Below are 23374 nucleotides of genomic sequence, written 5' to 3'. Positions count from 1 at the left end.
CTCAGAGCAGAGTGAGACGCCCTCTGCTCTAGTCGCGCCGCTTCCGGCCGGTGACCATGGCGCGCGGCAGGTTCTCGCGGTGGGCCAGGCTGGCCAGGGCGACGCCGCCGAGGTGCAGCAGCACGAGGGCCAGGGTCAGGTTGGTGGCGAGCTCGTGCAGGTCCTTCCAGATGCCGTGGCCGCGGCCGCCGTCCTCGTCGCCCTCCTCGTCGTCGCCGCGCGCCGGGGCGACGGCCTGCTCGGGGCTGCGCACCGTCTGGGCGACCAGGAAGGTCAGGGGGCCCTTGCCTTCGTCCTGCGCCAGGGTCGCCATGCCGGTGACGGTCGTGGCGGCCAGGGCCAGCAGCAGGGCCAGGGTCATGGCGCCGCCGGCCGGGCTGTGGCCGAGATAGCGCTTCGAGCGCAGGCGCAGCAGGTCGAACAGATAGGCCACGATCCGCGAGGGCGCGTAGACGAAGTCGCTGAAGCGGGCGTAGCGCGTTCCGACGAAACCCCAGAGGATGCGCAGCACGACCACGGCCGCGACCAGGTAGCCGGCCCAGCTGTGCAGCCAGAGCGGCTCGCCTTCGCTGAGGTAGGCGACGAGGAAGCCCAGGGCGATCAACCAGTGCGCGCTGCGCACGAAGGGATCCCAGACCTTGACCAAAGCCGACATGGATAGCTCCCGCGCGAAGTGGCGTGACGCCCCTGCTTAGCGCGACTTCGCTGACGGCACCCTGACAGGGATCAATCGCTCTTGTCGGTGGCTGGCGCCCGCCGGGCCGCCGGTTACTGGGCGATGCGCAGGTTGGCGAGCTGGGTCGCGATCGTCCGGAAGGCGGTGGAGAGGTCCGAACCGTCGTAGGAATCGAAGTAGTTGCCCGGGCTCGTCGCGCAGGAGCGGAAGACCTGGCGGATCGCGTCGCCCGAGCTGTTGTTCGCAACCTGGAAGGTGACCGTGTAGATGATGATGCCCTGCTGCTTCATGGCATTGCAGGTCTCCACCATCCGGTCGTTGAGCCGCTGGCGCGCGGTGTCGCGGTTGGTCGTGCCGAGGCGCCCCGCCGAGAGCCGCTGGTAGCCGGTGTAGTCGGTGTCGCCCGAGGGCGCCATGCCGTTGTAGAGGTTGTTGTCGCCGTCGGTCAGGATGACCACGGCCTTGTCCATCAGCGGCGCGTCGTAGTCGAGCGGCAGGGTCGGATCGGTGTTCCAGAGGCCGCGCCAGCGCGGCGAGAGCACCCGCCAGCCCCAGACGACGCCGAGGTTGGTCGTGGTGCCGCCACGGTGCCAGGCGCCCATCGCGTCGATCGCGGCGTCTGCGACGCTGCGGTCGCCGGTCAGCGGCGTGATCGCCGGTCCGCAGCCGAGGTTCGGGCCGAGGCCGTTGTTGCTGGTGATGTTGGTCGCCTCGGTCTCGTCGATGTCGTTGGGCAGGTAGGAGTTGTAGCTGCTGTTGGTCTGGCCGTACGGGCCGAACCAGCGCGGCCAGAAGTAGGGCTGGAAGGCCTCGACCGAGGGTGGATCGTCGGTGCGGTCGCGACCGGCGGCACCCCAGCGCGCCTCGACGCAGCCCTTCCAGCCGTCGGCGACCAGGCAGCTGTGGCTGTGCGAGTCCCAGACACCGATCGAGGCACAGGCGGTCTGGTTGATGCCGTCGGCCGAGCCCAGCTCGCGGGTGTCGCCGATCGTGCAGGCCGAATAGCCGTTGTTCCAGGCGACGTTGATGCCAGTGCCGTCGCAGTTGCCGTGCGAGACCTGGCTGCTCGAGTACTCGTAGGCCAGGGCGTCGAGCGATCCCGACGCCAGCCAGCTGGCGTTTCCTCGGCCGATGTTGACCGCGGCGGTATAGGGCACCAGCCCGACCCAGAGGTTCGGCACGGTATTGCGGTTGCCGTAGAGGATGCCGAGCAGCTCATGGGCCGCCGACTTCATCGAGCCGATGCGGTCGTTGCTGGTCATCGAGCCGGTGTTGTCCATGACCAGGGCCAGCTCGAGCCCGCGGTCGGCGCGCTGGACCACGGAGCGGGCGCTGACCGTGATGTCGTCGACGCCGATGACCTTGAGAAAGGTGGCCTGCACGGTGGCATCGGCCGAGACGGTCAGGGTGCCGGCGTCGCCGTCACCGACGATCGCCAGCGGCGAGACGCTGGCGCCCATGAAGCCGTCGGGGAAGTTCGAGTGGAAGAACATGGTGACGTCGCTGTCGCGGTTCGCGTCGTAGAAGACCCGCCCGCCGGCCAGGGCCGCGGCGTCGATCGACTGGCTGAGCCGCGCCTTGACCAAGTAGGCGCGACCGGCGTCGACGGCGAGGCCCGTGAAGGCGATCAGCGGCACGAGGAGGCCGGCAAGGAGTATCGCCACGCCGCCGCGCTCGGCCTTCCGGAAGGCGTGGAGCCCGGACGACAGCCCGGCGAGGCGCTCCGCGATGCGGTCTCTGGTGCTCATCTCGACGCTCGCTTGCCGCAGGAGCGCGATCCTAGGCGCCGAAGCCCTTAAGGCCCGATGAACGATCCCTCGGCTGTCAAGTCAGTTCCCGCGCATTTTAGGTAAAATTCCGCATGGAAAATGCAACGAAATTCGAACCAATTTCCTTCTGGTCTAGATCTATAAATAGAATTGTTCACTGGAACATCGGATACATTTCATCTTCTTGTTATGGCGAATATCATCCCGGACGACATTCAATAAAAATCTGACAACTCCCGAAACAAGTCTCTGATCTTAACGCATCGTTCATTTTTGTTAGTTGATATGGCGAGACAGCCTGCTGCCAACCAACGGAGGTTCCGATGTTCCGCACGCTGAAGCAGTTCGTTACCGACGAGTCCGGCGCGACCATGATCGAGTACGGCCTGATTGCCGCGCTCGTCTCCATCGGCGCCATCGCGCTCCTGAGCCAGATCGGCACTGACCTGTTCAACATCTTCACCAAAGTCCAGACCCAGACCGGCATCGCCGGCGCGACGCCGACTCCGTGATCGGCTGACCCGTTTGGCGCGGGCAGGGGGAGGGGCCAGCGGCTCCGCCCCCGCCCGCCCGCGGTTCCTTCCTCCTGCTCTTCCGAGACCTGCCCATGCTGCCCGCCATCCAGCTCCCCGCGCTCGCTGCCGCCGCCGGCCTGTTCTGCTGGGCCGGCGCCAGCGATCTCAGGCGCTACCGCATTCCCAACGCGGCCAGCCTGGCGCTGGTCGCCGCCTTCGGGCTGTTCACGCTCGGCGCCTGGGGGGCGGGCTTGTCCTGGAGCGGGCACCTGACGGTCGGTGCGCTCGCGCTCGCGATCGGCATCGCCGCCTTCTCCTGCAATCTCACCGGCGGCGGCGACGGCAAGCTGTTCGCCGCCCTGGCGCTCTGGGCGGGACCGGAGCGCATCCTGGCGGCGGTCCTGCTGATGGGCCTGGTCGGCGGCGTCCTGGCCCTGGCGCAGCTGCTGACGCTGCAGCAGGCCCGGGCCCGGGCGGCCGGTGGCGGCCTGCTGTCCGTCGGCCTGCCGAGCCGCGCCGACCTGCGACGTGCGCCGGTCCCCTACGGCGTCGCGATCTCGATTGCCGGACTCTACGCGCTCTGGGGGCTCGCCGCCCCCCTGCTCTGACCGGAGGCTACGGCCATGTCCGCGCGCAAGCTGCTCTTCGTCCTGGTCGCGGTGGTCGTCGGCGGCGGCACGTTGCTGGTCGCCAAGGGCCTGCTGAAGGCCCCGGAACCGGCCCAGGTCGCGGCCCCCGTCGCGGCACCGGCCGGGCCGAAGACGCCCGAGCTGCGCGTCCTGGTCGCCGCGCGCAACCTGCCCGCCGGAACCCTGATCAAGGCCGAGGACCTGCAGTGGAAGGCCTGGGACAAGGCCGACCCGAAGCTGCCCAGCCTGCTGCGCGAAGGCGAGACGCAGCCGCTCGACTACCGCGGCGCCGTGGTCCGGCGCGGCATCGACGCCGGCGATCCGATCGTCGTCGGCCGCCTGGTCAAGCCCGGCGAGCAGGGCTTCCTGGCCGCCGTGCTCGACCCCGGCAAGCGCGCCGTCTCGGTGCCGATCGACCCCGTGACCGGTCTCGCCGGCCTGGTCTTCCCGGGCGACCGGGTCGACCTGATCCTGACCCATACGGTGGTCCGCAAGCAGGACCCCAACCTCGCCGAGCGCCGGGTCAGCGAGACGGTGCTGACCGACCTGCGCGTGCTCGCCATCGACCAGACGGTCGACGACCAGACGACGGCGCCCAAGGTCGGCAAGATCGCGACCCTGGAGGTCACGCCGAAGGAGGCCGAGCAGGTCGTGCTGCTGGCCGAGCTGGGCCAGCTGTCGCTGTCGCTGCGCAGCCTGCTGGCCGACGGCCCGACCGCCGCGCCGGCCGCGGCCTCGCCCGCGGCGGACCGCCTGGCCCTGTTCGACGAGTCCGCGCCGCGGCTGCACGGCCGCACCGAGACCGCCCTGGTCGGTCCGGCCGCCTTCGCCCAGGCGCCGTCGCTGCCGGTCCATCCGGCCGAGCGGACGGCCGCCGGCGATCCCGAAGACCGCCGCGCCTACAGCTGGGACAGCGACGTCTCGGCCGTGCTGCCGCGACCGACCGATCCCCAGGACAGCCACCGCTCGGTCCAGGTGTTCCGCGGCCAGGAGGCCGCCGAGAAGGTCTTCGACACCTCGAAGAAGTGACGTCGTTGCGATTTGACGGGGCCAGGATGGCCCCGAGCGAGGAACCCATGCGCGCCCTGCTGCTCCGTCTCTGTCTTTCGATCGGCCTGGCCCTGCTGCCGCTGGCACCGGCGCTCGCCATCACCACCGGCAAGCTGCTCGAGGTCGAAATCGACAAGGGCGACGTCGTCCACCTGGCCCGGCCGGCGGCCTCGGTCTTCATCGCCAACCCTGCGGTCGCCGACGTCCAGGTGCTGTCGCCGACGCTGGTCTACGTGTTCGGCCGCGGCCTGGGCGAGACCCAGCTGTTCGCGGTCGACAGCCACGACAAGGTGCTGGCCAACCAGCGCGTCGTGGTCAGCCACAACCTCTCCGGACTGCGCCGGGCGATCGCCGAGGCGATGCCGGGCAGCGACATCAAGGCCGCTTCGGTCGAGGGCGGGCTGATGCTGTCCGGCAAGGTCGATTCGGCCGCCGAGGCCGAGCAGGCCGCGCGCCTGGCCGCCCGCTTCGTGCCGCCCAAGACGGGCGAGGTGATCAACGAGCTGGCGGTGACCGGTGCGACCCAGGTCAACCTCAGGGTCCGCGTCGCCGAGGTGTCGCGCAGCCTGTCGAAGCAGTTCGGCATCAACTGGGAAAGCGCCGCGCAGTTCGGCAACGTCACGGCGGCGCTGGGCGTCGGCCGCGACTTCCTCGACTCGAGCGGCGTGATCCAGCGCGGCCCCAACAGCCTGGGCGCCCTGGCGCTCGGCTACTCGAGCAACCAGCTCGACCTCAACACGCTGATCGACGCCCTGGCCTCTGAGGGCCTGGTCTCGGTGCTCGCCGAGCCGAACCTGACGGCGATGTCCGGCGAGACCGCGAGCTTCCTGGCCGGCGGCGAGTTCCCGATCCCGATCACCAACAGCAACGGCGACGTCTCGGTCGAGTACCGGCAGTTCGGCGTGTCGCTGAACTTCACCCCGACCCTGGTCGGCAACGGCCGGGTCAACCTGCGCGTCCGCCCGGAGGTCAGCCAGCTCTCGACGGCCGGCGCGGTCAGGGTCAACAACCTGGAGATCCCGGCGATCGCCACCCGGCGCGCCGAGACGACCGTCGAGCTGGGCAGCGGCCAGTCCTTCGCGATCGCCGGCCTGCTGCGCAACGACGTCAACTCCAGCGTCTCCAAGTACCCCTTCCTGGGCGACCTGCCGGTGCTCGGCGCGCTGTTCCGTTCCTCGACCTTCCAGGCCGACGAGAGCGAGCTGGTGATCATCGTGACGCCCTATCTCGTGCGGCCGAGCGACGCCCGCCGGCTGGCGGCGCCGACCGACGGCTACACCCGTCCGAGCGATGTCGACCTGATCCTGAAGGGCAAGGTCCAGGGCCAGCCCTCGGCGGCGGCCAAGAACGACGTCGGTCCGGTCAAGGGCCCGGTCGGCGCCGTCGGCTACCTGCTCGACTGACGGCTCGCTGAGGAAACCACGATCATGAAGCCTCTCGCCCTCGGCCTCCTCGTCCTGCCCCTGCTCGCCGCCTGCGCCAGCGACATCCGGCCGCCCTCCGAGGCCAGGCGCCCGGTCGCCCAGCCGCTGGTCAGCCTGCACGCCGTCGCCTTCGCGCCGGACAGCGCCGCGCTCAGCCCGGCCGAGGAGCAGGACCTCGCCCGCTTCGTCGCCGCCGTCGACCCCCAGCCCGGCGACCCGCTGCTGGTCGAGCTGCCGGCGGGCAGCCGGGCCGGCGGCCTGGCCGCGCGCCGGGCCTCTGCGGTCGGCGCCAGCCTGGCCGCCCTCGGCCTGCCGAGCCGCAGCGTGGCGCTGCCCGAGGCCGGCGGCGACCGTGTCCGGGTCGCCGTCGAGACCGTCGCCGTGCATGCGCCCGAAGGCTGTCCCGACTGGCAGCAGCTCGGCACGCTGGAAAGCTTCGACAACGGCGTCTCGGGCAACTTCGGCTGCGCCACCGCGCGCAACTTCGCGGCCATGCTGGACCGCCCGCGCGACGCCCTGGAGGGACGTGCCACCGGCCCGGCGCCGGCGGCGCGCATGACCGTCGGCGTCGCCCTCTACGACGCCGGCGCGCCGATTCCCCTGCTGAGCGACGGGTCGGCGTCCGGCAGCTCGGGCGGCAGCGCGAGCGGCGGCTCCGGCAGCTCGGGCTCCGGCTCGAGCGGGTCGAACTGACGCCATGGCCTTGGCTCTGATCCGCAACGAGGGCGACGAGCAGGCGGCGGCCGCCGCCGGCCCGGTCGAACTGCTCGCCTTCCTGGCCGACGACGAGAGCCGGCGCGTCGTCGGCGACTGGGCCGCGGTCCGCGGCTGGGCACCCGAGCACCTGAGGCCCGGAGGTCCGGCCGAGGCCGTGGAGGCGCTGAGCGGCGGCCTGGCGCCGCGCCTGCTCGTCGTCGACCTCGACGGCGAGGCGACGCCGGAGGAGGCCTGCCGGTCGCTCAGCCTGCAGGCGCCGGCCACGACGCTGATCGCGGTCGGCAGCAGCAACGACGCCCAGCTCTACCGCAGCCTGCTGCGCCACGGCGTTTCCGACTACCTGGTCAAGCCGCTGACGCCGGCGCTGCTCGAGGAGGCCTCGCGGCCGCGCTCCCTCGGCGGCGTGGTGCCGGCCGAGCCGGGGCCGGCGAAGCGCGGCCGGATCAGCCTCTTCGTCGGCCTGCGCGGCGGCGTCGGCGCCTCGACCCTGGCGGTCAACAGCGCCTGGATGCTGGCCGAGGAGCGCAAGGCGCGCACCGCCCTGGTCGACCTCGACCTGCACTTCGGCATCGGCGCCCTGGCGCTCGACCTGGAGCCGGGCAGGGGCCTGCGCGAGGCGCTCGAGAACCCGGCGCGCATGGACGTGTTCCTGCTGCTCAGCGCCGGCGTCAACGCCAGCGAGACGCTCTGCGTGCTCGGCGCCGAGGAGCCGCTCGAGGCGCCCAGCTGGTTCGACGACGACGCCCTGGTGGCGCTGCTCGACGAGCTGGCCGGCTCGTTCGAGCAGATCGTCGTCGAGCTGCCGCGTCACCTGATGATCAGCCATCGCCAGACGCTGCTGCGCGCCGACGACCTGGTGCTGGTCAGCGACCTCTCCCTGGCCGGCGTGCGGGACAGCGGCCGGGCCCTGCAGCTGCTCCAGGCGGTCGGCCGCGAGACGCCGCCGCTGCTGGTCGCGGGGCGGGTCGGCAAGGGCCGGCCGGCACAGGTCGACAAGGCCAGCTTCGAGCGCTCCGTCGGGGTCAAGCTGACCGCGGTCGTGCCCGAGGACGCCAAGACCCTGACCGCCTGCGCCAACGGCGGCAAGCCGCTGCTCAAGGTGGCCCCGAAGGCCGGGGTCACGGCCGCGGTGCGCGGCCTCGCCGACGTCCTGTCGCCACCGCCGGTCGTCGCCAAGGGCGGCCTGTTCCGGCGGCTGCGTGGCCGCGGCAAGGGGACCTCGGCATGAGCTGGCTGTCGGGACGCGGCACCGGGGTCAAGCGGCGCCTGAAGCGCGAGCCGGACGCGGCCATCGCCGGGGCCGCCGTTTCCGAGCCCGTGGAGACGACCGATCTCGATGCCCTGGTCGAGCGTCTGCGCCCCGACTTCCCGGCGCAGCGGCTCGCCGGCCTGGCGCGTGCCCAGCTGGTCCAGGAGATCAAGGCGGCGATGCCGGCTGCGGCCGGCGAGGACTGGAGCCGCTACAACCTGCTGGAGCAGCGCGAGCTGGTCGCGCGCCTGGCGGCCGCGCTGCTCGCCGAGGCGCCGCAGCGCCCCGCCCCTGCGCCCGGCAGTGCGCCGCGCGACGAGAGGCCGGCAGCCCCCAGGGCCGCGCTCGCCGAGCCGGTGGAGGCCGACGAGCCGATCGAGCTGCAGCCCTGTCCGCCGCTCTGCCCGCCCTGCAGTCCCAGGGGTGGTTCCGGCGGCCCGGCCGCCGGCCAGCGCGGCAGCAGCCGAGGCACCATCGAGAACGCCAAGCGCAAGATCCTGCCGCTGCTGCTCGAGCGCATCGACAGCTCGGCGGCGGCGGCGCTGGAGCGCAGCGAGCTGTCGGCCGAGCTGGGCCCGCTGCTCGACGAGCTGATCGGCGAGGAGAAGCTGCAGATCAACCGGGTCGAGCGGATCGCGCTGCTGGAGCAGCTGCTCGACGAGATGCTCGGCCTGGGCCCGCTGGAGCCGCTGCTCGCCGACGAGGCGGTCAACGACATCATGGTCAACGGCGCAGACCAGGTCTACGTCGAGCGTGCCGGCAAGCTGGAGCTCAGCGACGCCCGCTTCCGCGACGACCAGCACGTCATGCAGATCGCCGCGCGCATCGTCTCGGCGGTCGGCCGGCGCGTCGACGAGTCGACGCCGCTGGTCGACGCCCGCCTTGCCGACGGCAGCCGCGTCAACATCATCATCCCGCCGCTGGCGCTCGACGGCCCCTCGATCTCGATCCGCAAGTTCTCCAAGAAGAAGATCACCCTCGACGTCATGACCCGGCAGTCCAACATCTCGCCGGCCATGGCGACGGTGCTGCGCATCGCCGCGCGCTGCCGGCTCAACATCCTGATCTCCGGCGGCACCGGCTCGGGCAAGACGACGCTGCTCAACGCCATGAGCCAGATGATCGATCCGACCGAGCGCATCGTCACCATCGAGGACGCCGCCGAGCTGCAGCTGCAGCAGCCGCACGTCGTGCGCCTGGAGACGCGGCCCGCCAACCTCGAGGGGCGCGGCGAGATCACCATGCGCCACCTGGTCAAGAACGCCCTGCGCATGCGTCCCGACCGGATCATCCTGGGCGAGATCCGCGGCGCCGAGGCGGTCGACATGCTGCAGGCCATGAACACCGGCCACGACGGCTCGCTCTCGACGATCCACGCCAACCGGCCGCGCGAGGCGATCGTGCGCCTGGAGAACATGGTCGGCCTCGCCGGCATCCAGCTCTCGCCCCAGGCGGTGCGCACCCAGATCGCCTCGGCCGTCGACCTGATCGTCCAGGTCAGCCGCATGCGCGACGGCGTGCGTCGCATCACCCACGTCTCGGAGGTCGTCGGCATGGAGGGCGAGGTCGTCACCATGCAGGACCTGTTCCTCTACGAGTTCCAGGGCGAGGCGCCCGGCGGCAAGCTGATCGGCGAGTTCAAGTCGCAGGGCCTGCGGCCCCACTTCGCCACGCGCGCGGCCTACTACGGCCTCGACAAGGCGCTGCTGGAGGCGATCTGAGCATGGCGGCCGCCGGGACCCTCGACCTCCAGCAGCTGCTGCCGATCGTGCTGGCCGGCGGCCTCGGTCTCTGCGTGCTGATGGTCGCCCTGGCGCTGGGCGGCGAGGGCGGGGTGCCGGGGCGCACCATGAAGCGGCGCCTGGCCCGGGTCGGCCGCGGCCCGCTGCAGCCGGGCCCGGCCCGGCGCGGCGGCGGCGTGCGCCGCCTGGAGCCGGAAGGCGCCTTTCCGAGTCTCGACCGCCTGATGCGCACCCTGCTGCCGCGGCCGCAGAAGCTGCGCCAGCGCCTGGCGCGCACCGGCCGGCGCATCTCGCTCGGCCACTATCTGGCAGGCTGCCTGGCAGTTTTCGCCCTCGACGCCGGGATCGCGATCGAGCTCTTCCGGCTACCGCCGCTGCTTGCCCTGCCGGAGGCGCTGGCCTTCGGCCTGTGGCTGCCGCACCTCGTCGTCGGCTCGCTCGGCCGGCGCCGCACGGCGCGGTTCCTGGCACTCTTTCCCGACGCCATCGACCTGATCGTGCGCGGCCTGCGGTCGGGCCTGCCGGTCTCGGAATCGATCCGGGCCGTGGCCCATGAGCTCGCCGAGCCGGTCGGCGGCGAGTTCCGCCAAGTCGCCGACGGCCTGAGGGTCGGCGCGACCCTCGAGGACTCGCTCTGGGCGACGGCCCGGCGGCTGGAGATCCCGGAGTTCAACTTCCTGGTCATCGCCATGGCGATCCAGCGCGAGACCGGCGGCAACCTCGCCGAGACCCTGGCCAATCTCAGCCAGCTGCTGCGTCACCGCCGGCAGTTCAAGCTGAAGGTCAAGGCGATCAGCTCGGAGGCCAGGGCCAGCGCCTGGATCATCGGGTCGCTGCCCTTCGTCATGTTCGGCATCCTGATGCTGGTCAACCGCAGCTACGTGCTGCAGCTGTTCAACGATCCGCGCGGCATGATCATGACCGGCATCGGCCTCACCGGCGTCCTGGTCGGCGTGCTGGTGATGGCCCGCATGGTGAGGCTGGACGCATGAGCGCCGACGCGGTCCGCGCCCAGATCGAGGCCCTCCTGCCGGCCGTGCTGAACTCGCCGCTGATGCTGGCCGCGGCTCTGCTGGCCTGCCTGGTCACGGTCGGCTCGATCTGGGTCGCCTTCGTCGAGCGCGATCCGCTGCCCGGCCGTCTCAAGGCGATCGAAGCGCGGCGCAGCCAGCTGCGCAGCCAGGCCCTGGCCGCCAGGCGCCGGGCCGGCCGGACCGAGGAGCCCGGCCTGATGCGCAAGGTCGTCGGCCACCTCAAGCTGCTGCGCAGCCAGGCTGCCACGGCGGCCCAGGGCAAGCTGCTGCGCGCCGGCTGGCGCTCGCGCGACGCCCTGGTCCGCTTCCTCTTCGCCAAGGCGATCTCGCCGATCGCCGCCGGCGGCATCGCGGCGCTGCTGTTCTACGGCCTCGACCTGTTCCACCTGTCGGCGCTCGGCAAGCTGGCCGGCAGCACCGGCTTCACGCTGTTCGGCGCCTATCTCCCGGACCTCTATGTCCACAACGCCTTCCAGAAGCGCAGCCAGGCGCTGCGCCTCGCGCTGCCCGACGGCTTCGACCTGCTGGTGATCTGCGCCGAGGCCGGGCTCAGCCTCGACGCCGCGCTCGAGCGGGTGTCGCGCGAGATCGCCGAGGCCGCGCCGGAGCTGGCCGACGAGCTGGGCCTGACCGCGGTCGAGCTGTCCTTCCTGCCGGAGCGCACCAAGGCCCTCGAGAATCTCGCCGAGCGCGTGCCGCTCGCGGGCATGCGCGCGCTGATCAACACCCTGGTGCAGACCGAGCGCTACGGCACGCCGCTGTCGCAGTCGCTGCGCGTCCTCTCGGCCGAGCTCCGCACCGAGCGGATGATGAAGGCCGAGGAGAAGGCGGCCCGGCTGCCGGTGACCCTGACCCTGCCGATGGTCCTCTTCATCATGCCGTCGCTGTTCATCGTGCTGATCGGCCCTGCGATCCTGCGCACGATCGACGCGCTGAGCAGGCTGTGAGGAGGACGGCGATGGCGACGCGCGGGCTATTCCGCCGGCCTGGCCGCCGCGCCCTTGGCGCCGAGCTGGCGCTGCTGGCGGTACCAGGCGAGGTTGCGCGCGACCGCGGCCTCGTCCCAGTCGAAGCGCAGGGTGCGCGCGGCGTCGCTCTCGCGGCCGGCGAGGCCGTAGGCGAGCGCCAGGTTCTGCCGCGTCTTCTTGTCGCTGCCGGGCAGGGCCGCGGCGCGCTCCAGCGGCGCCACGGCGGCCGCGTAGTCGCCGCTCTGGATCAGCGAGTAGCCGAGGTTGTTGAGCAGCCGGCCGTCGTCGGGCGCGGCCGCGAGGCCGCGGCGGAACAGCGCCTGGGCCTGGGCATGGTCGCCGGCCATGTCGGCCGCGACGCCGGCGCCGGCCAGCGCCCCGGCATCGTCCGGATGGCTCGCCAGGAAGGCCTGGTAGACCTGCGCGGCGGCGAGCGGCTGCTGCTGGCTGATCAACGCCTTGCCGAGCCCGAGCACGGCCGGGCGGTAGCCGGCCTGGGCGCCGAGCGCGGCGCGGTAGGCCTGGGCCGCCTGCGCGGGCTCGCCGAGGTCGAGCAGCGTGTCGCCGAGCGCGCTCGCCGGCTCCGGCCGGTCGGGATGGTCGACCGCGGCGCGCCGGTAGAGCGTCGCCGCCATCCTGAGATCGCCGAGCTGGCGGGTCTTGCCCGCGACCTCCATGACCTTGTCCAGGGCCCCGTCGCCGGTGGCCGCCGTGGTGCTCCCGGCCGTGCCGCTGTCGCTCCGGCGCGGCGTGCCCTCGGGCACCGCCTTCGCCGCGGTGGTGCGCGGCGCCGGCTGCGGCAGGTCGGGCAGCTTCAGCTGGTCGAGCTGGCAGGCCGCGAGCAGCGGCCCGGCGAGGCCGAGCAGGCCGCTCAGGAGCAGCGGGCGCAGGAGCGTTCGGCGGGGCAGGGGCATCGCGATTCGGGGGTCCGGCTCTCGGTTTCGCGGGGGCAATCGGCAGCGGTCCGAGCCTAGAGCGTCGACGGTTAAGACAACCTAAAGGGTTAATGTCATGGAATCCGCACTCCACGCACACAGTCAGTTGGGAACGGGAAGCGGTATGGCAGGGGCTCCGGTGACGGCCCGAGCGAGGGACAACGGCATACTTGGGGCGCTCGAGGGCACGCTCAGCGGGCCGCAGCTCTATCGCGAGCTGACGCGCCTGATCGAGCGGATCCATCGGCGTCTGCTCGACGTCGTGCGCATCGAGCTGGCGCGGCTCGGCATCGACGACATCAGCCCGGTGCAGGTCGTCATGCTGCTCAACATCCAGGGCGAGGAGGTCTCGGTCCGCGACCTGATCGAGCGCGGCTACTACCTCTCGTCCAACGCCTCCTACAATCTGAAGCAGCTCCTGGAGGCCGGCTACATCGACCGCTCGGCCTCGCAGCGCGACAAGCGCGCGGCGCGCATCAAGCTGTCGCCGCGCGGCGAGGAGCTGTGCCGCGAGCTGCGCGCGGTCGAGGAGGCCCACGCCGGCCGTCTGATCGCCAGCGCCGAGGAGCTGGCCGAGTTCGAGACCGCCTACCGTACCCTCAGGCGCCTGGAGCGGACCTGGACCGACGTCATCCGCTACGGCGACCCGGAAGCCTTTTAGCAGCCTGGCATGGGGGGCATGACCATGGCCGCACAGCATCTCAGCGCACGCGACGTCGAGCGGCTGCTCGCCGACCGCTCGCCCGACGTGCGCATCGACACCCTGGAGAAGGTCTTCGAGGAGCTGGAGTCCGGCGGGCTCTCGCCGCGCGAGGCCGAGATCGCCCAGGGCATCCTGGAACGCTTCGCCCTCGACGTCGAGGAGCGGGTGCGCGAGGCGCTGGCGCGCCAGATCGCCCAGTCGCCGCTCTTGACCCGCGAGCTCGCCGAGACCCTGGCCAACGACCTCGCCGAGATCGCCCTGCCGGTGCTGCGCCACGCCGAGGTGCTCGACGACCGCTTCCTGGTCCGGGTCATCGAGCAGAAGGACGCCGCCAAGCAGATCGCCATCTCGCAGCGCCGCCGCATCAGCGAGGTCGTCGCCGAGGCGCTGGTCGACAGCGCCAACGTCAAGGCGATCGTCACGCTGCTGCGCAACGAGGGCGCCGAGATCGCCGAGGCGACGCTGAACAAGGCGCTGACCCGCTACGGCGACCTGCCGCCGGTCAGCGAGGCGATTGCCGAGCGGCCGCTGCTGCCGATGCCGGTCGTCGAGCGTCTGCTGCACCTGGTCTCCGAGGAGCTGCGCGAGGGCCTGGCCGAGCGCCACCGCATCTCGCCGGTCGTGCTGCGCCAGCTGGTCGGCCGGGCCCGCGAGGCCGCGACCCTGCCGCTGCTCAAGCCGGTCGCCGGCCGCGCCCACGACCTCTCGCTCTTCGTGGGCCACCTGCTGACCAGCAACCGCCTGACCGCCAGCCTGATGTTCCGCGGCCTCTGCGCCGGCGAGCTGGCCTTCTTCCTGGAGGCCGTGGCCGCGCGCTGCCGGATCGGCTCCGAGGCGGCGCGCCAGCTGGTGCTGGAGGGCGGCGCGCTCGGCCTGCGCCGGATCTTCGAGCAGGCCCGCCTGCCGATCGCCCTGCTGCCGCCCTTCCAGTCGGCGCTGGCGGTGATCCGCGCCTGCCGCTTCGACGACGAAGAGCTCGACCCGGGCGAGGCCGAGGACGCCCGGCGCGAGCTGCAGATCGCCGTGCTGGCCCGGGTCTTCGAGGACTGCAGCGACACCGAGGAGCCGCAGGTCGACGAGCTCTTGATGCAGCTCTTCGACCAGACCCCGGCCGCCGCGATGGACGAGGCCATGGACCGCGCCGGGATGCCCTTCGCGCCGGTGTGAGGCGTCCGGCAGGCCGCCGGCTCAGGCCTCCAGCTCGATCATCTCGCTCCAGGCCGCGCAGAGCTCTTCCTTGGCCGGTTCCAGGAAGCGCTTGACGATGAGCGCGGCCGCCGGGGCGGCCACGGCAGCCGGCGCGATCGCCAGCAGCAGCGAGGCGACCGCGGCGATCGCCGCCGCCTCGCCGAGATTCAGGGCGTCGAGCAGCCTCTTGCGCTCGACGTCGTCGCCGGCCTGGCAGACCAGGCGGTGGAGCTCCTTGTTCCAGCGGCTCAGGATGCGCGCACCCAGGGCCTTGAGGTCGGCGATGCCCATTTGGGTCGAATCGTAGGCCGGGTTCAGCGTCGGATCGGCCGCGAGCGACGGGTCCTTCTCGATCTCCTTCTCCTGCTTGCCGAGCACGACGAGCAGCGCGTCCTCGTCGAAGGCGGCGAAGTCCTGGGCGGCGGCGATGGTCCTCTCTTCGATGCCCATGGGCGATGGCTCCTCTGTTGGCGGGATGGACGAGACCGGGACCGCTAGACCTGGCCGATCGTTCGGGCGTCCGCCGGCGCCTTGGCCCGCGGCAGCGCGAAGCCGGCATCGGCACGGCCGTAGAGGGTGTAGGCGAAGCCGAGCGGGTTGCGCGCCTCGTGAAAGGATCGGCGTGCCTGCCAGACGGCCTCGCCGATCTCGGCGCCCTCGAGCAGCCGGCGCAGCACCGCCTCGCCGAACGGCGCGGCGAAGACCGCGGTCATCGGGCACTCGGTGCCGACGACCGCCGCCGCGTTGCGGTCGAGGAAGAGCCGCGTCAGCCCGCTGCTCATCGCCGGCAGCAGGTCGGCCGACTGGCACATGTTGAGGAACACGATGGGGCGGCGGCCGGCGAAGAACTCGCCGCGACTGAGCTGGCTCTCGGTCAGCTCGGCCTTACCGAAGAACAGCTTCGCCTCGTCGCCCATCTCGGCGGTGCGCCTCAGCCAGGTGTCCCAGGCCGCGCGTTCCGGCGAGCCCTCGGCCAGCGCCCCGACCTTCTCGCGCAGCGCCGCCAGTGCGTCGCGGGCCATCGCCGGCCGGCGGCCGGGTGCGTAGCCGTGGCAGAAGAAGTAGTAGAGGTGGGCGGCGCGCGGCTGCTCCAGGGCCTCGAACAGGTCTTCGCGGTCGCCGATCGCGGCCAGGAGGGCGACGTGCTCGGCATGCTCGGCGCCGATTGCCCTGAGATGCTCGGCGTGCTCGCCGGATTGTTCGAAGTCGGGGTCGATGACCGTCGCCACGGCCACGGGCTCGTCGTCCAGGCGGTTGCTGCGCGGGCCGGCGCGCAGCTGCTCGATCTGATAGCGCAGGCCCCAGAAAGCCTCGGGATCAGGCGTCTCGTCGCGGGCCAGCGGCGGGCGCAGCACCGACCAGGGAAATACGAAGCCCTCGGCACCCGCCGCGTAGCTGACCTGGACGATGCTGCCACGCTCGCCCAGTCCGGTCAGCAGCTCGCCAAGAGCTTCGGAGGACCCGGCCATGGCCCCGCGCCGGTTGCCGAACAGCAGGCGCCAGCCGTCGTGGCCGAGCCCGGCCATCTTGTCGAGGATCTTGCCGTAGCTGGCCAAGGTGAGCTGTCGTTGCGTCGCCAGGACGCCGACCACCAGCCCGGTCCAGAAGTCCCGGACCCGGCGAAGCAGCTCCTCGAGCTCGCCGCTCGGGATCGTGCGCCCGAGCGCGACCGGCGGCAGCGGCCGCTCGCCGTCGCGGCGCAGCACCTCGAAGCTGTAGCCGCCGGGCACTGCGAAGACGTGGATCGCAAAGGCATGGGGCCAGCGCCGCGGGCCGGTCGTCGGGTCGGAGGGACGCGCCTCCGGCCAGGCCAGCGTTCGTAGCGCGCCTGTCGGCGCCTCGCCGACCGTGATGTCGCGGATCTCGACCAGCTCGAGCAGCTCCAGCTCGGCCGAGTAGAGCCGGACCTCGATCGAGGCGCGGGCGTCGTCGCGCCCCGCCGGCTTGTGCGGCGTGAAGCGGAACAGGGCAGTGCCGCTGTCGGCGTCGTAGGGCCACTCGAAATCGAGCAGCCCGTCCTCGAACTCCAGGATCTCCGGATCGAGCGACCGTACCCGGGCGTAGATCGTCAGGCTTTCCTCGTGCTTGCGCGGATTGCGGACGCGAGGAGCCTCCGCGCCCGCCGCGATGCCGGTGCGCTCGCGCCGGATCGCGACCTCGAGGGTGCAGCCTTCCTCGGGCGGCAGCGGCTCCAGGTCGTCGACGCGGTCCGCGGGTGCCGGCGCGTCGCCCTGGTAGAGGTGGCCGCGATAGATCGTCAGGTCGATGAAGCGGTCGGTTTCCGCCGGGACTTCGGCTTCCGGCCCGCCGGACCGTGCCTCCTCCGGCGCCGCCCCGTCGGGGCTGGCCTGCTGCAACTGCCGCGCCTGCCGCGCCACGGCCTCCCGCATCCGGGCCTGCTCCCTGCGCCTATAGATCTCCGTGGCCTCCCGCATCCAGGCCTCCTCCGGCGGCGGGGCCTCGGCCGCGGTCCGGGAGGCGCGCGAAGCGGGTGGCGGCGCAGAGCTCGATAGCTCGCGCGAGGCGTCGCTCGGAGCGGACCCCCTCTGCATTGTCCTGAGCAGCCAGCTGCTGCGCCCGGCGAGGAAGGAGTCCTGCACCTCGACGTGCGAGGCGAGGCGCGCCAGCAGCGACGGCACGACCAGCGCCCCGCCGCCGAGGATGAGGACGGCGCCCAGCGCCAGCAGCTGCCAGTCCTGCCAGCCCTGGAGCGGGCCGAGCTGAGCGCGCAGCGCCGGGAGGAACAGGCTGGCGATGGCAGCGGCGCCGAGGACGACGTCCAGGAGCCCGGAGAGCTCGATCAGCAGACGCCTGAGCCCGAAGACCCGCCTTGGATTGGCGAGGAGCCGCAGGAGCCTGGCAATCCATCCGTTCATCGCCGATCGGGTCCCGGTGAGCGCGCAGACGCGGGTTATTCTATTTTCACGCGAAGGTGCTGTCCATCCAGTGCGCCGGCCGGTTGCCTCGGAGCTGCCCGGTCGACCGCGGCTCGTGCCGGCGGCGGTCGCAATCCGGCCGGCGCGAGCTGCAGATCGCCGTGCTGGCCCGGGTCTTCGAGGACTGCAGCGACACCGAGGCGCCGCAGGTCGACGAGCGCTTGAGGCGGCTCCTCGACCAGACCCCGGCCGCCGCGACGGACGAGGCCATGGATCGCGCCGGGATGCCCTTCGCGCCGGTGTGAGGCGTCCGGCGGGCCGCTCGCCGTCCGGGATCCGAAGCGCCGCCTCCTGCCGGGCCTCGCCGGTCGAGGACTTCCACGCCGAGTTCCCGGCGCCCAGCGACTTCGCCGGCAACCGGGCCCTGCTGCTGGGCTCAGTTCGCCAGGCGCTCGACGACCAGGTCGAGCAGGGCGCGCAGACGGGCGAGGCGGCGCAGGTCCCGGTGGTAGCCGACGAAGGTGTCCCGCCCTGGCGGCGCCTCGCCGAGGTCGAGCGCGACGAGGCCGGGCAGCGCGTCGCCGAGCGGACGCGGCAGCACCGCCAGGCCGGCGCCCAGCGCGCAGAGCCGGGCCTGGACCTCCCGGGCATTGCTGCGGAAGGCGACCGCCGCGTTCGGCAGCAGGCGCTTCAGCCACAGGGCGTCGGGCATCGCGACGAAGCCCTGGTCCATGGTGACGACGCGGGCGCCCATGCCGTCGCCCGGCTGGGGCGGCTCGCTTCCGGTTGGTCCGTAGAGCGCGTAGGGCACGTGCAGCAGCCGGCGCGAGATCACCTCCGGCTCGTCGAACGGCCGGATGCGGAACACCAGGTCGGCCTCGCGGCGCGGCAGGCTGTAGAGCCGGGCGTCGGTCAGCAGCTCGACCTCGACGCCCGGATGGCGCCGGCCGAACTCGGCCAGCACCGGGGTCAGCAGCCAGCTGCCGAACCAGTCCGAGCAGGACAGGCGCAGCAGGCCCTCCAGCCGGCTCTCGCGGCCGGCGAGCCGGCGCTCGGCGGCCAGCACCTCCTCCTCGATGCGCTCGGCGTGGGGCAGCAGGGCGCTGCCCTCGTCGGTCGGCACGAAGCCCTCGGCGGTGCGCTGGAACAGGGTCTGGCCGAGCGCCGCCTCGAGCGCCCGCAGCCGGCGGCCCATGGTCGGCTGGCTCTGGCCCAGGCGGCGGGCCGCGGCGCCCAGCGTGCCCTCGCGGGCGATCGCCAGGAAGATGCGCAGGTCGCTCCACTCCATGGCCGGCTCCCGGTTCTGCAGTCCCATTCAATAATGAATGGGGCTCGTGCATCAACGTCGATTTCCATGCGGATGCGAAAGGCAAACATTCGGCTCCAGGAAATCCACGAAAGGAGCACCCCATGTCCTCGACCGTTCTCATGCCGGCCGCCGTCCTCGAAGCCCACGGCAAGCCCCTCCGCCTGGCCAGCCTGTCGCGCCCCGAGCCGGGACCGGGCCAGGTGCTGGTCCGTATCGCCGCGAGCGGCGTCAACCCGCTCGACCTGAAGATCCAGGAGGGCGTCGCCGCCCACGCCCGCCAGGCGCCGCCGGCGGTGCTCGGGCTCGACCTGGCCGGCGTCGTCGAGGCGGTCGGCCCCGGCGTCACGCGCTGGCGCAGCGGCGACGAGGTCTACGGCATGACCGGCGGCGTCGGCGGCCGGCAGGGCTCGCTGGCCGGCTTCGCCTCGGTCGACGAGGCCCTGCTCGCCCACAAGCCCGCCAACCTGACGATGCGCGAGGCGGCGGCGCTGCCGCTGGTCTTCGTCACCGCCTGGGAGGGCCTGGTCGACCGCGCCGGGGTCTCGGCCGGGCAGCGGGTGCTGGTCCACGGCGGCGGCGGCGGTGTCGGGCGGATGGCGATCCAGATCGCCCGGGCCTTCGGCGCCGAGGTCTTCGCCACCGACTCGGAGCCGAAGCGCGGCGAGGTCGAGCGGCTCGGCGCGAGCTTCATCGACTACCGCAGCGAGACGGTCGAGGACTACGTCGGCCGGCTGACCGGCGGTGCCGGCTTCGACCTGGTCTACGACACCGCCGGCGGTGCCACGCTCGACGCCTCGTTCCAGGCCGTGCGGCGCTTCGGCCATGTCGTCAGCGCGCTCGGCTGGGGCAGCCATGCGCTCGGGCCGCTGTCCTTCAAGGCGGCGACCTACTCCGGTGTCTTCACCCTGCTGCCGCTGCTGACCGGCGAGGGGGCGGCGCACCACGGCGAGATCCTGGAGGAGGCGAGGCGGCTGGTCGAAGCCGGCAAGGTCGCGCCGCAGCTCGACCCGCGCCGCTTCGCCCTGGAGAGCGTCGAGGAGGCCTACCGGGCCCTGCGCGAGCGCAGCGCCCGCGGCAAGGTGGTCGTCGAGATCGCGGGCGGCATCGACGGCGAATAGCCGCGCGACGCGGGCCCGCCGGCGGGCTAGGATCCGGGCGGCCGCTCCCTGCGGGGCGGCCGTCCCCTTTCGAGCAATCCGCCGTGTCCCACCCGATGCCTCAGCTGCCGACGCCCGTTTCGCCGCCGTTCGCTCCGGGGCCAACGGATCGTCGCCGGAAGCGGGGACGCGCCGGGAAGGGAGCGGCCAGGAGATGATCCTGCTCTCGGGCTTCGGCCCCTTTCCGGGTGTCCCCAGCAATCCGGCGGAAGCGCTGGTGCGGCGCTTCACCGACCGCGCGTCGGGCCTCTCCACCCTGACGCTGCCGACCGAGTTCGCCGGCGCTGCCGCGGGCCTCGCGGAGGCCATCGAGGCCGGGCGGCCCGATGCCGTCGTGATGCTCGGCGTCGCGGGCGCCGGGCCGATCCGGCTCGAGCGCCTCGCGCGCAACGCCAGTCGGGCCGGGCGGCCGGACGCGGCGGGACGGACTCAGGGGCCGGGGGCGATCGACGCGGCGGCGCCGGCGGCCTATCCCTCGACCCTGCCGCTGGGCGCGCTGCACCGGGCCCTGGAGGCAGCCGGCGTGCCGGTCGGCTGGTCCGACGATGCCGGCGGCTACGTCTGCAACGACCTCTTCTTCCGCACCCGGCACTTCGTCGAGGCGCGCGGGCTCGGCATCCCCTGCGGCTTCGTCCACGTGCCGCCGGCGGCCGAGGCGGACGGGGATGGGCGTCTCACCCTGGCGACCATGGAGCGCGCGGTCGAGACGATCCTCGGCGTGCTCGCGCGGCGGCTCGCCGAGCGGGGCGGGGGGGCCGAGGGCTGGCGGGTCGAGGTCGGGCCGAGCGACTTCGCCGACTGGCCCGCGCTGCTCGATCTGGTCGCGGCCAGCTTCGCCCCGATGGCCGGGCGGATCGATCCGCCGTCGTCGGCCGATGCCCTGACCGCCGAGGCGCTCGCCGGGAAGGCGCGCGCCGAGCGCCTGCTGCTGGTGCGCGACGACGCCGAGACCGGGGGCGGCCGGCCGATCGCCTGTGCCTTCCTGCGGCTCGATCCCGATGCGGCCTACGTCGGCAAGATCGCGGTCGCGCCGGCCCTGCAGGGCCGCGGCCTGGCGCGCGCCCTGCTGGCCGAGGCCGAGCGCGTCGCGGCGGCCGCCGGCCGGCCGGCGCTGACCCTGCAGACCCGGGTCGAGCTGACCGACAACCACCGGATCTTCGCGGCGCTCGGCTTCTCCAGGGTCGCCGAGACCGCGCATCCCGGCTACGACCGCACGACCTCGCTGACCTTCCGCAAGGAGCTGGCCGGCGCGAGCTAGTGTGATGGTTCCGAATTTCGGCCCGTTGCATGGGCCGAATTTCGGAAGCTGAATCACACCAGGATCAATAGGTTAGTCTGCCCATTCACGCGAAATTCGATCCATCGACTGTCGCGATCGGGACCCTAGCCGAACAGGCCCGCCAGCACCCGGTAGGCGTCGGCGATGTCGCCCCGGATCGCCGCCTCGACCGCAGGGCCGTCGCCGGCCTCGAGGCCGGCCAGCATGGCCGCGTGGTGCTGGTTGGCGGTGCGGTAGTTGCCGGATTCCTGGAGCAGGTGGAAGTAGGGGCTGATCTGCAGCCACAGGCTCTCGATGATCGGCAGCAGCACGGTCGAGCCGGCGCTGCGGTAGATCGTGAAGTGGTAGGCCCGGTTGGCGCGCAGGTAGGCCTTGACGTCGCCCGTGCGGTTGGCCTGCTCCAGCGCCGCCAGCTGCGCCCGGAGCTCGGCCAGGGTCGCGGCGTCGATGCGCCCGGCGGCCCAGCGTCCGGCCAGCGGCTCGATCTCGATCCGCACCCGGTAGAGATCGTCCAGGCGCTCGGCGCTGAGCTTCGGGATGCCGATCGTGCGGCCGGAGACGACGGTCAGGGCCTCGGCGGCGGTCAGCCGCTTGAGCGCCTCGCGCACCGGCATCGCGCTGACCCCGAAGGCGTCGGCCAGGGACTGGATGGTCACCTGCTGGCCGGGCGCGATGCCGCCGTCGAGGATCAGCTCGCAGATCTCCCGATAGACCTCGTCCTGCAGCGTCTTGCGCGCCAGCGGCGCGACCTGCAGCGCTCCTTTTCCTTCCGTCGCGATCGTCATGACCCGAGCTTTCCTCCACCAGGGACTGCAAGTGCCCCGATTCAGTCCTTTCCGCAACGGGTGCCTTGAATGATATTTGATTTCTGATCTATGATCAAAACGGATCAACGGCGCGGCTGCCGCGGGTCCCGACGAAAACCGCTCGCTGAAGGGCGGGCGAAACGATGAGGGAGGAGGGATTTCATGACTCGCATCTCGAGGATGCTGCGGGGCGCGGCGCTCGCGGCCGGCACGCTGGCCCTGGGGGCCGCGCTGCTCGCCGGCAGCGGCCCGGCGACGCCCGCCCGGGCCGCCGGCAAGCACAAGATCTTCCTGTCGATGAGCTTCATCGGCAACGACTGGCAGGCCGAGGCCGCCAACATGGTCAAGGCGATGGCCCTGCATAAGAGCCTCGCCGACAAGGTCGACCTGCAGGTCCAGGTCGCCGGCCCGAACGCCCAGCGCCAGATCCAGCAGATCAACGCCATGGTGCAGGCCGGCGCCGAGGCGATCGTCGTCTTCCCAATCTCGCCGACGGCGCTCAACCAGGTCGTCAAGAACGCCTGCGACAAGGGCGTGCTGGTCTTCGCCTACGATGCCGAGATCACCGAGCCCTGCGCCTACAACGTCCACATCGACCAGACCGAGGCCGGGCGGGTGACCGCCGAGTGGCTGGCCAAGAAGCTGAACGGCAAGGGCAACATCGTCGTGGTCACCGGCGTGCCCGGGACCTCGGTCGACAACCTGCGCACCGCCGCCGCCAAGGAGGTCTTCGCCAAGTACCCGGACATCCACGTCGTCGGCGAGGCGGTCGGCATGTGGAGCCAGGCCGTGGCGCGCACCGAGCTGTCCAAGATCCTGGCGACCCGGACCTGGGACGACATCGACGGCCTGTGGATGCAGGTCGGCTGCTACACCGCCAACGCCATGCAGCTCGAAGCCGGCAAGAAGCCCGAGCAGCTGCTGCCCTGCGCCGGCGAGGGCGCCAACGGCGGCCGCATCCAGATGCTGCCGGTCGGCACCGAGGTCGAGGGTGCCTCCTCGCCCTACGCGCCGCTCGGCGCGCCGCGCATCTCCTATGCCTCGCCGCCCTACTCGGGCGCGCTCGCGCTCAAGCTGGCGGTCCAGAAGCTGGAGGGCAAGGACGTGCCGAAGAAGGTGATCCTGCCGCTGCCGATCGTGACCAACGACACGGTCAAGCTGTGCGACCAGGGCACCTGGGAAGAGATGAAGAACGGCTGCAACGCCTTCAAGCCGTCGATCGTGCCGAACCCCGGCTGGTTTGCCTCGATCTTCTCCGAGCAGACCCCGGAGATCGGCCTCAACGCCGCTCTGGTGGGCCAACCCGAGCTCTGAGCCGAACCTCCCGCGGGCGGGCCGGTTGCGGTCC

The 23374-nt window shown here is 72.2% G+C and carries 22 protein-coding genes; 15 read left to right on the top strand and 7 right to left on the bottom strand.

Going from position 1 to position 23374, the window contains the following annotated elements; translation table 11 throughout:
• Window positions 1-28: 28 nt before the first annotated feature.
• Together B9O00_RS08890 and B9O00_RS08885 are read right to left on the bottom strand one after the other, a co-directional pair.
• Window positions 29-655 (bottom strand): cytochrome b/b6 domain-containing protein, encoded by a 627-nt coding sequence (locus B9O00_RS08890; protein WP_085122120.1) that lies wholly within the window; start codon window positions 653-655, stop codon window positions 29-31.
• Window positions 656-768: 113 nt separating this feature from the next.
• Entirely contained in the window at window positions 769-2424 is a 1656-nt protein-coding gene (locus tag B9O00_RS08885; RefSeq protein WP_085122119.1) for a Tad domain-containing protein, read from the bottom strand.
• Window positions 2425-2768: 344 nt separating this feature from the next.
• Between B9O00_RS08885 and B9O00_RS08880 the strand changes: the two genes are divergently transcribed.
• From B9O00_RS08880 to B9O00_RS08840, 9 genes are all read left to right on the top strand, one after another.
• Complete coding sequence (locus B9O00_RS08880) at window positions 2769-2957, top strand: Flp family type IVb pilin (protein WP_085122118.1); 189 nt, start codon at window positions 2769-2771, stop codon at window positions 2955-2957.
• A gap of 95 nt (window positions 2958-3052) precedes the next feature.
• Entirely contained in the window at window positions 3053-3568 is a 516-nt protein-coding gene (locus tag B9O00_RS08875; protein ID WP_085122117.1) for an A24 family peptidase, read from the top strand.
• Window positions 3569-3583: 15 nt separating this feature from the next.
• The gene (gene cpaB, locus B9O00_RS08870; RefSeq protein WP_085122116.1) at window positions 3584-4618 is read left to right on the top strand and encodes a Flp pilus assembly protein CpaB; all 1035 of its coding nucleotides are present in this window, start codon (window positions 3584-3586) and stop codon (window positions 4616-4618) included.
• Window positions 4619-4665: 47 nt separating this feature from the next.
• Entirely contained in the window at window positions 4666-6042 is a 1377-nt protein-coding gene (locus tag B9O00_RS08865) for a type II and III secretion system protein family protein (RefSeq protein WP_159460151.1), read from the top strand.
• A 24-nt stretch (window positions 6043-6066) separates the two neighbouring features.
• Window positions 6067-6756 (top strand): CpaD family pilus assembly lipoprotein, encoded by a 690-nt coding sequence (locus tag B9O00_RS08860; RefSeq protein ID WP_085122114.1) that lies wholly within the window; start codon window positions 6067-6069, stop codon window positions 6754-6756.
• Between the two features lie 4 nt (window positions 6757-6760).
• Window positions 6761-8008: a CpaE/TadZ family protein gene (locus tag B9O00_RS08855; RefSeq protein ID WP_089229641.1), complete on the top strand. Its 1248-nt coding sequence runs from the start codon at window positions 6761-6763 to the stop codon at window positions 8006-8008.
• Entirely contained in the window at window positions 8005-9750 is a 1746-nt protein-coding gene (locus B9O00_RS08850; protein WP_235017077.1) for a TadA family conjugal transfer-associated ATPase, read from the top strand. Before B9O00_RS08855 ends, B9O00_RS08850 begins: the two co-directional genes overlap by 4 nt.
• Window positions 9751-9752: 2 nt before the next feature.
• A complete protein-coding gene (locus tag B9O00_RS08845) occupies window positions 9753-10763 on the top strand; it encodes a type II secretion system F family protein (RefSeq protein ID WP_085122112.1) in 1011 nt (336 codons plus the stop codon).
• The gene (locus B9O00_RS08840; RefSeq protein WP_085122111.1) at window positions 10760-11752 is read left to right on the top strand and encodes a type II secretion system F family protein; all 993 of its coding nucleotides are present in this window, start codon (window positions 10760-10762) and stop codon (window positions 11750-11752) included. The genes B9O00_RS08845 and B9O00_RS08840 overlap by 4 nt, the downstream gene beginning before the upstream one ends.
• A gap of 26 nt (window positions 11753-11778) precedes the next feature.
• Here the strand turns inward: B9O00_RS08840 and B9O00_RS08835 are convergent, their stop codons facing one another.
• Window positions 11779-12687: a tetratricopeptide repeat protein gene (locus B9O00_RS08835; RefSeq protein WP_085122110.1), complete on the bottom strand. Its 909-nt coding sequence runs from the start codon at window positions 12685-12687 to the stop codon at window positions 11779-11781.
• Between the two features lie 160 nt (window positions 12688-12847).
• Between B9O00_RS08835 and B9O00_RS08830 the strand changes: the two genes are divergently transcribed.
• Together B9O00_RS08830 and B9O00_RS08825 are read left to right on the top strand one after the other, a co-directional pair.
• Entirely contained in the window at window positions 12848-13369 is a 522-nt protein-coding gene (locus tag B9O00_RS08830; RefSeq protein WP_235017076.1) for a MarR family winged helix-turn-helix transcriptional regulator, read from the top strand.
• A gap of 18 nt (window positions 13370-13387) precedes the next feature.
• Entirely contained in the window at window positions 13388-14578 is a 1191-nt protein-coding gene (locus B9O00_RS08825) for a DUF2336 domain-containing protein (RefSeq protein ID WP_159460150.1), read from the top strand.
• A gap of 21 nt (window positions 14579-14599) precedes the next feature.
• Here the strand turns inward: B9O00_RS08825 and B9O00_RS08820 are convergent, their stop codons facing one another.
• Window positions 14600-15049, bottom strand: a complete 450-nt coding sequence (locus B9O00_RS08820) for a hypothetical protein (protein WP_085122107.1) — start codon at window positions 15047-15049, stop codon at window positions 14600-14602.
• 44 nt (window positions 15050-15093) lie between these two features.
• On the bottom strand, window positions 15094-17475 hold the full coding sequence (locus tag B9O00_RS34000) for a CHAT domain-containing protein (RefSeq protein ID WP_089229642.1): 2382 nt from the start codon (window positions 17473-17475) through the stop codon (window positions 15094-15096).
• Between the two features lie 83 nt (window positions 17476-17558).
• Here B9O00_RS34000 and B9O00_RS08805 point away from each other — a divergent pair, with 83 nt between their 5' ends.
• On the top strand, window positions 17559-17780 hold the full coding sequence (locus tag B9O00_RS08805) for a hypothetical protein (protein WP_143596184.1): 222 nt from the start codon (window positions 17559-17561) through the stop codon (window positions 17778-17780).
• A 131-nt stretch (window positions 17781-17911) separates the two neighbouring features.
• Here the strand turns inward: B9O00_RS08805 and B9O00_RS08800 are convergent, their stop codons facing one another.
• On the bottom strand, window positions 17912-18763 hold the full coding sequence (locus B9O00_RS08800) for a LysR family transcriptional regulator (RefSeq protein WP_085122103.1): 852 nt from the start codon (window positions 18761-18763) through the stop codon (window positions 17912-17914).
• 122 nt (window positions 18764-18885) lie between these two features.
• Between B9O00_RS08800 and B9O00_RS08795 the strand changes: the two genes are divergently transcribed.
• Both B9O00_RS08795 and B9O00_RS34140 read left to right on the top strand, forming a co-directional pair.
• Window positions 18886-19902, top strand: a complete 1017-nt coding sequence (locus tag B9O00_RS08795; RefSeq protein ID WP_085122102.1) for a zinc-dependent alcohol dehydrogenase family protein — start codon at window positions 18886-18888, stop codon at window positions 19900-19902.
• 193 nt (window positions 19903-20095) lie between these two features.
• Window positions 20096-21199, top strand: coding sequence for a GNAT family N-acetyltransferase (locus B9O00_RS34140; protein WP_085122101.1), 1104 nt, complete (start codon window positions 20096-20098; stop codon window positions 21197-21199).
• A 125-nt stretch (window positions 21200-21324) separates the two neighbouring features.
• On the opposite strand, the gene B9O00_RS08785 is transcribed toward B9O00_RS34140, so the two are convergent.
• Window positions 21325-22005: a GntR family transcriptional regulator gene (locus tag B9O00_RS08785; protein ID WP_085122100.1), complete on the bottom strand. Its 681-nt coding sequence runs from the start codon at window positions 22003-22005 to the stop codon at window positions 21325-21327.
• A gap of 183 nt (window positions 22006-22188) precedes the next feature.
• Between B9O00_RS08785 and B9O00_RS08780 the strand changes: the two genes are divergently transcribed.
• Window positions 22189-23340 (top strand): sugar ABC transporter substrate-binding protein, encoded by a 1152-nt coding sequence (locus B9O00_RS08780; protein ID WP_085122099.1) that lies wholly within the window; start codon window positions 22189-22191, stop codon window positions 23338-23340.
• Window positions 23341-23374: the final 34 nt, after the last annotated feature.

This window comes from Tistlia consotensis USBA 355 (assembly GCF_900177295.1).
Classification (GTDB): Bacteria; Pseudomonadota; Alphaproteobacteria; order Kiloniellales; family DSM-21159; genus Tistlia; species Tistlia consotensis.
The sequence above is the reverse complement of the archived record's forward strand: the minus strand, read 5'-3'. Positions and strand labels throughout refer to the sequence as shown.

Bases quoted from the DNA above. Each gene is read 5' to 3' on its own strand.
- B9O00_RS08890 (WP_085122120.1), bottom strand. From the start codon at position 655: ATGTCGGCTTTGGTCAAGGTCTGGGATCCCTTCGTGCGCAGCGCGCAC.
- B9O00_RS08885 (WP_085122119.1), bottom strand. From the start codon at position 2,424: ATGAGCACCAGAGACCGCATCGCGGAGCGCCTCGCCGGGCTGTCGTCC.
- B9O00_RS08880 (WP_085122118.1), top strand. From the start codon at position 2,769: ATGTTCCGCACGCTGAAGCAGTTCGTTACCGACGAGTCCGGCGCGACC.
- B9O00_RS08875 (WP_085122117.1), top strand. From the start codon at position 3,053: ATGCTGCCCGCCATCCAGCTCCCCGCGCTCGCTGCCGCCGCCGGCCTG.
- cpaB (WP_085122116.1), top strand. From the start codon at position 3,584: ATGTCCGCGCGCAAGCTGCTCTTCGTCCTGGTCGCGGTGGTCGTCGGC.
- B9O00_RS08865 (WP_159460151.1), top strand. From the start codon at position 4,666: ATGCGCGCCCTGCTGCTCCGTCTCTGTCTTTCGATCGGCCTGGCCCTG.
- B9O00_RS08860 (WP_085122114.1), top strand. From the start codon at position 6,067: ATGAAGCCTCTCGCCCTCGGCCTCCTCGTCCTGCCCCTGCTCGCCGCC.
- B9O00_RS08855 (WP_089229641.1), top strand. From the start codon at position 6,761: ATGGCCTTGGCTCTGATCCGCAACGAGGGCGACGAGCAGGCGGCGGCC.
- B9O00_RS08850 (WP_235017077.1), top strand. From the start codon at position 8,005: ATGAGCTGGCTGTCGGGACGCGGCACCGGGGTCAAGCGGCGCCTGAAG.
- B9O00_RS08845 (WP_085122112.1), top strand. From the start codon at position 9,753: ATGGCGGCCGCCGGGACCCTCGACCTCCAGCAGCTGCTGCCGATCGTG.
- B9O00_RS08840 (WP_085122111.1), top strand. From the start codon at position 10,760: ATGAGCGCCGACGCGGTCCGCGCCCAGATCGAGGCCCTCCTGCCGGCC.
- B9O00_RS08835 (WP_085122110.1), bottom strand. From the start codon at position 12,687: ATGCCCCTGCCCCGCCGAACGCTCCTGCGCCCGCTGCTCCTGAGCGGC.
- B9O00_RS08825 (WP_159460150.1), top strand. From the start codon at position 13,388: ATGACCATGGCCGCACAGCATCTCAGCGCACGCGACGTCGAGCGGCTG.
- B9O00_RS08820 (WP_085122107.1), bottom strand. From the start codon at position 15,049: ATGGGCATCGAAGAGAGGACCATCGCCGCCGCCCAGGACTTCGCCGCC.
- B9O00_RS34000 (WP_089229642.1), bottom strand. From the start codon at position 17,475: ATGAACGGATGGATTGCCAGGCTCCTGCGGCTCCTCGCCAATCCAAGG.
- B9O00_RS08800 (WP_085122103.1), bottom strand. From the start codon at position 18,763: ATGGAGTGGAGCGACCTGCGCATCTTCCTGGCGATCGCCCGCGAGGGC.
- B9O00_RS08795 (WP_085122102.1), top strand. From the start codon at position 18,886: ATGTCCTCGACCGTTCTCATGCCGGCCGCCGTCCTCGAAGCCCACGGC.
- B9O00_RS34140 (WP_085122101.1), top strand. From the start codon at position 20,096: ATGATCCTGCTCTCGGGCTTCGGCCCCTTTCCGGGTGTCCCCAGCAAT.
- B9O00_RS08785 (WP_085122100.1), bottom strand. From the start codon at position 22,005: ATGACGATCGCGACGGAAGGAAAAGGAGCGCTGCAGGTCGCGCCGCTG.
- B9O00_RS08780 (WP_085122099.1), top strand. From the start codon at position 22,189: ATGACTCGCATCTCGAGGATGCTGCGGGGCGCGGCGCTCGCGGCCGGC.